Origin of the sequence: Pseudomonas sp. D(2018) (assembly GCF_005502555.1) — a bacterium.
In the GTDB taxonomy this organism is placed as follows: domain Bacteria; phylum Pseudomonadota; class Gammaproteobacteria; order Pseudomonadales; family Pseudomonadaceae; genus Metapseudomonas; species Metapseudomonas resinovorans.
Genome location: NZ_SCOK01000099.1, coordinates 1 through 7,216 on the forward strand (window position 1 = coordinate 1; position 7,216 = coordinate 7,216).

Consider the following 7,216-nt stretch of genomic DNA (forward strand, 5'->3'; position numbering starts at 1 on the left):
GGAGCCCTGTACCATCTGGTACAGGCCTGCGGCATCGGCTGATGGGGTACGCGATTCGCGCGGGTGTACCAGATGGCACAGCGACCCGGCTTCAGGATTCACGGAGCCCTGTACCATCTGGTACAGACCTGCGGCATCGGCTGATGGGGTACGCGATTCGCACGGGTGTACCAGATGGCACAGCAACCCCGCTTCGGGATTCACCAAACCCTGTGCCCTGCGGCACAGGCCTGAGTGAATTCCACCGGACACGGCTATTCCAGGTAGAGCTGCCCCACGGTGAGACACGCTCGTGAGCTGAACTGGCGAGGGGTGTGCCGTTCAGATCAGACACGTTTTAACTTGAGGCCACCTATTTTACCGGCGGCCGGAATTGGGAGTTAAGAGATTGCCAATCTCCCTCAGCTATATGTCCCTTCACGCCCCTCAGAACAACACTAACACTTCTCATTAACCAAAAAATCCGCTCCCAAAAGGATCAAATCAAGCAAAAAGTTGCAACCCACCAACAGCCAAGATAAATATAAACATCACAAAACCAAGGCCAACAGACATTTTATATAAAACGCCACTTCGCCTACGATCACTTAGCAGCACCTCTACCTTGTCGGCGCACAAACGAAGTGCATCATCCATGGCTTGAATCCTGTCCTTTATGTCAACTTCACTAGACCTCATAAAAACACTAGACTCGACATACTGCCTAGATAAAACGACCTCCAATTGAAGAATGGCAACGGTCAGTGCCTCCACGCACTCGATTAGTCCTGGACTTTTCTCGACACCATTCACCATAATTTCAACACGTTCAAGACGATCAAACGCTCCCCTAATTGACTCAAGCCTCTCTACAATATCATTGGCACAAGCATACAGATGCCTAATCCGCTCCTCCTGCCGAGTCGGAGGACGCACCAAGAGATCATCGTTCATATCAGTGCCCCACCAACGCCTGGAACGCTGCGTCCAACTGATCTCGAGTCTTGTTAGCTCGCTTGGCAACACTCAAACGCTTATCCGCCAGCAAAAACTGATCAGGATCCCCAAGCCCACTTATGAGATCCGCCTTCAATTGATCCAGTGAGTGGTCATTCAGGTCACATGCCTCATCAACACTCAAACCCAAGCTCCCCAGATCCACATAAATATCATTTTCGAAAACTCGGCACTTTGGATTTGCCACAAATTTATTATGTATGGCGCATTGCCGAAGAGTCTCTGGAAACTCCTCGTCAACTGAGCGCTCAACCCTGTTAAACACCAGACTGATACGCTCTTTTTTCACCCCCATAAGCGACAAAACAAGCGCGGTTTTGATTGACTCCGCCTGTTCCTTCTTCCCCGACGTCACTGGAATAAGAAATAAATCGACTTCATCGTGACCGTTTTCAAACGAGGACAGCCCCTCTAAGAAGCCCTCCACATTGGAGGCCCCCACATCGACAATCACGCTCTCATTTACGACCAACTCTCTATAAATCTCCTTAAACCTATCACCCCGAATCAAATCAACCTCAAGCCCCTTCTCTTTAGCGGTCTCATTGATAGACTCGACCGCTATCATTTTCGGCCCACCCAGCCTTGGGTAAAGAAAATAGGCTGACAAAGTCGTTTTACCGAGATTACCGCCAAAATTTATCACTACAACTTTCATAACCACCTCATAATTTTATTTTTTTAATAGCATCATGCAAATCACCCGGACTACCAACCACCTCATCAGCCGATCCCCCCACATTAACAGGAGAGACTCCACGCCGTACTCCAGCATGTCCACGAGCGGAACCTCGATTGCGAAGCAAGCCCCTCCCCGTTACTTTCAAGTAGCACTCGTACTCTTCCTGCAATTCAGACTTCAGATAGCGATGCAGGCTAGACAGCGACACATCTACGTCCATCCCCTGTAACACCTCTATTAGCTCCGGCAGAGTCTTAAACTCCCGAAGGGATACCACCAGCACATCCTTGACTCCGTACAGAGCGATACGAGCAGAGCCCTTCTTCATACTGCCACCCCTGTTTTTTATTCATTATCCAGCACTCCCCAGCAGATTAGAAGATTGACCACAAAGAGACTTTGGTTATACATGCATTGACACCATCGAATAATCGATAATACAAACTAGAACGTGAGAACTGATGACAGATCACGGCACCACGTGAGAATAAGAGAAAGCATCCGAGAGCATGGAGAAATACATAAAACCCGGTTAACACTGCTGCACCTCCTCCGAAGGTTGCCCAGTGTAAAAACCGCGTAATCACTGACACTTGCGCCCCGATTTGCTCATGTGCCTCTACTAAAAGCGTAGTAGCAAATGATCGCCTGAAGTGAGGTCACAGCAATGCGCAAAATATATAGCCAATCTATTACTAAGTGCCAAAGTCAGTTGGCACTCAGCAACCTTGCCAAGGGACTTGGAGTTCCAGAGAGCCGGGTTCTTGAATCTATTCTCGAATCTATCGACACAAGTGACCTTACCGCATTAGCCACAGGCCGTAGGTCAACGTCTGAAAAGAGCAATACGCAGCTTGACATTCAGACCATCGAAGCTATTCGGGACGAAATTGCGCAAGGATTTTCTTTACTGTCCGAACGAGTGCTTAGCGCTGCACACGCTGGCGGACGTGAGGGTGTACTCGATCTGTGCTCATCAGCGCTCTCGGGTGAGCAACGATGAGCATCTTCACTATCGACAAGTTCTCGACTCAGGAGATCGCTGCGCGAGCCGAGTATCACGAATCCGGCGATGAGTCCCACCTGGTGGTAAATAGCGGGCGCGAGGACTACTACATGCAACCCGGCAGCGATACCGTGCTGGCTGCCTTTGTCGGCCAGGGTGCTGCACACCTCAACCTCGGGCATGCACCTCGCCCCGGGGACTATGCCGCACTCATGCAGGGTATCAACCCACGAACGCAGAACTCGTATTGCAGCAAGAGCCGACACACCCAATTGCACTCTGACAACAATGCCTTGGCCGGGTATTCCACGTCGTTTAACGTCGAGAAGTCGCTTTCACTGCTGTACGCCACCCTCCCCCGCAATCAGCAGGAAGTGTTTGAGCGCGGAGTAATGGAGGCCGCTCGCCGCACCCTTGACAACCTCGAGTCGCGGGGACTTTTTGCTTTTAGAACTGGCAGCCAAGGCAGTGAGACGCACCCGGGGGAGATTGTGGCGGCGACTTACCTGCACTTCACTAACCGGAATCAGGAACCCCATCTTCACGTCCATGCAGAGATCCCGAATCTGGTCGTGGGGGCGGATGGCAACTGGCGCACACTCGATGCCCGGGAGCTGTATCACCGCCAGGTCGAAATCGCCGCCTTGTTCGACACCTTTCTTGCCAGCGCCCTCCTCCGTGATTTGCCCGAGATAGTGCCGGTTTTGGAGCACGACCCTGACCGCAGCGGACTGGTGGTGGCGGGCATTGGGCGGGAGGAGGTAATGAAATTCTCCAGCCGTCGTCGCGAGATTCAGCAAGCACTTCAGGCGATGGGAGCAGATGGCGCAGATGCCGCACGGGCTGCCGCGAAGCGCACTCGACAGACTAAAGCAGCCGTCGACGGACGGACTCTTCGCGAAGAATGGCAACAGACCCTCGCCACGCTCTCTCCGACGACCGGAGACCTTACCCCGCCGACGAAGCTGGCGTTAGAAGCCCTCCTTTTTAAGAACAGCAGCGTGTTCCAAACCCATGATCTTGACCGGGTCGCGGCACAGCTGAGCATTCTCCACGGCGGGGCCAATGCCATCCCGGAGATCAAGGCTGCAATCTACCAGCAACTGGGCGTCATTCGACTCCCCGACCGGGTAGGCGAAGACGCCCTGTTCACCACAGAGGAGTTCAGGCAGTTCGAAGTGGATGTGCTGCGCTTTGCACGCCACTCACAAAAGCCCGCACCACAGTTCACCCTAACGCGGCAGCAGATTGAGGCAGCCCTCGCAACCTGTGAGCGCGAGCGCGGTTTCAAGCTGCGTGATGAACAAGTGCAGGCGATGCGACATGCGGCTGATGGGCGTCGCATGACGATCATTCAAGGGGCCGCTGGGACAGGCAAATCGGCGTCTCTGGCTGCCCTGAATCTGGCTTACAGCGACGTCGGAAATCGCGTGATTGGCTTGGCCCCCTCTGGTGCGGCAGCCGCCGAGCTGGAGAAGAGCTCGGGGATTGCGTCGCGCACGATCCATGCCCTGCTCATCATGCTGGAAAACGACAACCCCAAGTACCGGCTGCACCTGAAGGACACCGATGTCATCGTTGTAGACGAAGCCGGCATGGTTGATACCCGCACGCTGCATAAGCTGGCTTCCTTCGTCGAACAGGCTGGCGCCAAGCTCGTGCTCGTTGGCGATTCGAAGCAGCTGGAAGCTGTCGGATCAGCCTCGACGTTACAAATGCTCACGCAGCATCTGGGGGCTGGTCGGCTTGAACAAATCGCTCGGCAACGAGACTCAGCGAATCGCGCCATCAGCCAGGCCTGGTTCCTGGATGGCGGCGATGCGCTGGGCTTGATGCAAGCCCAAGGCCTAGTGCGAGCAACTGAGCCAGAATCCCCGTCTGCTATCGACTGCTTGATGGCCGACGCAGCCGGCGCCCATTCAGGAGGCACAGCGTGGGATGAAATCTTGCTACTGGCGGACAAAAACAACTTGGTACAGCGGCTGAACCACCGCGTACGCGAGCTTCGTATCGAAGCGGGCGAGCTTGACCCGGCTGCCGAACAGGTTGTCCAGGTGGGGAATAACCGTGCACACGTTTGCCAAATCAGCTTGGCTCCCGGTGATCGGATTATGCTGCGAAAAAATGCCAAGCTCGGCAGCACGCCGATCTTTAACGGTGACCGGGCCACGCTCCTTCAGATTGAACGTGTCGGCGCTGGGGTGGACGCCTCAGGCGTACCGATCTTCGACACAAGGTTGCGAGCACGACTGGATCGTAACGGACTCGAAATTAGCTGGCGCCTGGAGGACTACGACAAGCTCGATCACGCCTATGCCATGACCGTGCATAAGTCACAGGGGCTGACCGTCGAACGTGCCTTCTACCTCGGGGGAGAAACCTCGGATCGTCGCTCAGCGTATGTGGCCTTCACTCGCGCCCGGGAAGCTTGCCCCTTCTACCTGGATGCGGAATCAGCAGCCGGCTTCGCCGAAAGAACAAGGTCTTTCAAGCAGAAAACAACAGCGTTGGATGCCGACCAGACCAGTAGACAACGGGTACTGAATGAGTCGTTCAGATACCGAGGACAGTGCATCAGGACGCCACAGCCCGATACCAAGACCTTGCTGGAACAGGCTGGCGAACGCTTCCGCTATCCACGTGAGTCGCAAAGCCACGAACCTATGCGCCCTCACATTGAACTGATTGATACGACGAAGGCAGCGCTTTGGCTCGCGCAATCCAAGCGACTTTGCGTGACGCCTCTGGAAAACCAACCAGCTGATACACGATTCAAACCTTCCAAACCGTATCGAGCCATGAGAGGCATAGCCCGGTTGGCCCTGCAATGTAAGGTCGATTCAGGGCTCGAATCGTCCCCCCCTTCGCAGCATATGCAGCTTCGTCAGCTCATTCCCGAGCAGATCCGGAGATTGATCCAATCGGTAGCCAGAGCGCTGAATCAATCAGCCAAGGTACCCATCCCAGCCATTATCCCACCGTCCAACGAAGCCAATGTCCCCAGTGATAATTGCTTCCCTCGCGACGGCAGCTCATCAGACTTGCGAAGCGGACTGCCTGGATAGCGGCGGAACCAAACCTCGTAGCCCGGCTCACCTTTTGAAGATGTGCGTCGGGCATGGTTGTGCCATTCATGCTCAAGACCGCCCCCAGATGCCAATACCGCCTTTCGTACCGCCGAATCGGTGATCGACTGATGATTGCTGGCGACGCAAGCAAAGCGATCCTCAGCACCCTCTACAATCCATATGTCTCGGGGGACACAATTGTTTGGGCACGACCACTCACGTTCCGAGGAAACGCCATTGGCAGGACACGACATCAAGGCCTACCACCCCGGCAGCGAGGTTGTCAGTGCTAACTCTATCTGGACAGCTACCGGCATCCCTGAGCGAGGGCCCCAGCTCATTGCAGAAGTTCACGATGGGTTTCCGATCAACTATCTCGAAAGCCTGGCGAGCGAGCTGAACATTTCAGCTCCCGTGCTGGCAGGCCACCTCGGCATGTCCCGTCCGACTCTACACCGTCGGCTCAAAGCCGGGCGGCTCTCCACCAAGGAAAGCGACCGACTCCATCAAGCAGCGCAGGTACTCACTTCTTCCACAGGGCTTTTTGAGGGTAATCAGGCGGCAGCGTGGATCTGGATGCTGGCACCTCAGCTAGCGCTCGGTGGAATGCGCCCAATTGAAATGCTGGGAACTTACGTCGGAGCAGAAGCGGTTCGTGACCTGATCGGGCAGCTCGAGCACGGTGTGTGTGTCTGACGACTTGCATTGATAGCCCCACACCCATGGGCATAACTCGTCACCCGGGCGTGGGCGTGCCGCAGCTTTCTTGGGCATGAAGGGGCATTGAAACGGTCGATTTGAGCAGCGGCCACTCGGCATCAATCACCTCTTCCCTGGGGCCTTCTACGAACAGCACAGCGCCCGATCCACGACGCAACGCCCCCAGTCAACCACCAACCATCGAAAGAAAATTTGGTCTACGCCGGAATCGCTGAAAATAGCCGAATCCCTTGCAGCACTAGGCATCCGCGATGATCTCCACCGTATTGACAGATCGTCAATCCATACCGTTCGTCGGCAACTCAAAAATCTGCCCCTTGAAAAAAAAAATTCCGACGGATCTCTATATTTGAGAGCAAGAGAAAAGCGAGTGAGGCGCTGCCGGCACTTTGCGTGATCTGGAATGAGAGGTTTGAGCGGCGATTCATACCGAGACAGGAAGAGCGGACGAGGGTTGCCCCTCCCCTGTGCCTCTTTACATCGCTTCTTTGCAGCCGACCGGCTGCGGCTAAGATTTGGTTACAAAAACAACAAGCTTCGAGACCAACCGGCTGTGCGGAGCACAGCCGGTTGAGAACAATCAACAAAATTTCCCGACGATCCCTACCCCAGATCATCGGCTCCCTCAGTGTGCGGACTCCACGCTGACTCGGACACCCATTCCACGCACATCCGGACAGTGATTCCACGCTGATCCGGACACTCATTCCACGAGCATCCGGACACCGATTCCACGGCCATCCG

General features: G+C 54.9%; 5 protein-coding genes. 2 read left to right on the top strand and 3 right to left on the bottom strand.

What is annotated here, in order from left to right:
- Positions 1 to 483: 483 nt before the first annotated feature.
- The 3 genes from FFS60_RS28150 to FFS60_RS28160 are packed head-to-tail and all read right to left on the bottom strand — an operon-like array spanning position 484 to position 2,006.
- Positions 484 to 933 (bottom strand): hypothetical protein, encoded by a 450-nt coding sequence (locus FFS60_RS28150; protein WP_137823850.1) that lies wholly within the window; start codon positions 931 to 933, stop codon positions 484 to 486.
- 1 nt (position 934) lies between these two features.
- Positions 935 to 1,654, bottom strand: a complete 720-nt coding sequence (gene stbB / locus FFS60_RS28155; protein WP_137823851.1) for a StbB family protein — start codon at positions 1,652 to 1,654, stop codon at positions 935 to 937.
- 7 nt (positions 1,655 to 1,661) lie between these two features.
- Positions 1,662 to 2,006, bottom strand: a complete 345-nt coding sequence (locus FFS60_RS28160; RefSeq protein ID WP_137823852.1) for a hypothetical protein — start codon at positions 2,004 to 2,006, stop codon at positions 1,662 to 1,664.
- Positions 2,007 to 2,677: 671 nt separating this feature from the next.
- On the opposite strand from FFS60_RS28160, the gene mobF reads away from it, so the two are divergent.
- Together mobF and FFS60_RS28170 are read left to right on the top strand one after the other, a co-directional pair.
- Positions 2,678 to 5,749: a MobF family relaxase gene (gene mobF, locus FFS60_RS28165; RefSeq protein ID WP_137823853.1), complete on the top strand. Its 3,072-nt coding sequence runs from the start codon at positions 2,678 to 2,680 to the stop codon at positions 5,747 to 5,749.
- Positions 5,750 to 5,989: 240 nt separating this feature from the next.
- A complete protein-coding gene (locus FFS60_RS28170; protein ID WP_171016599.1) occupies positions 5,990 to 6,448 on the top strand; it encodes an antitoxin Xre/MbcA/ParS toxin-binding domain-containing protein in 459 nt (152 codons plus the stop codon).
- Positions 6,449 to 7,216: the final 768 nt, after the last annotated feature.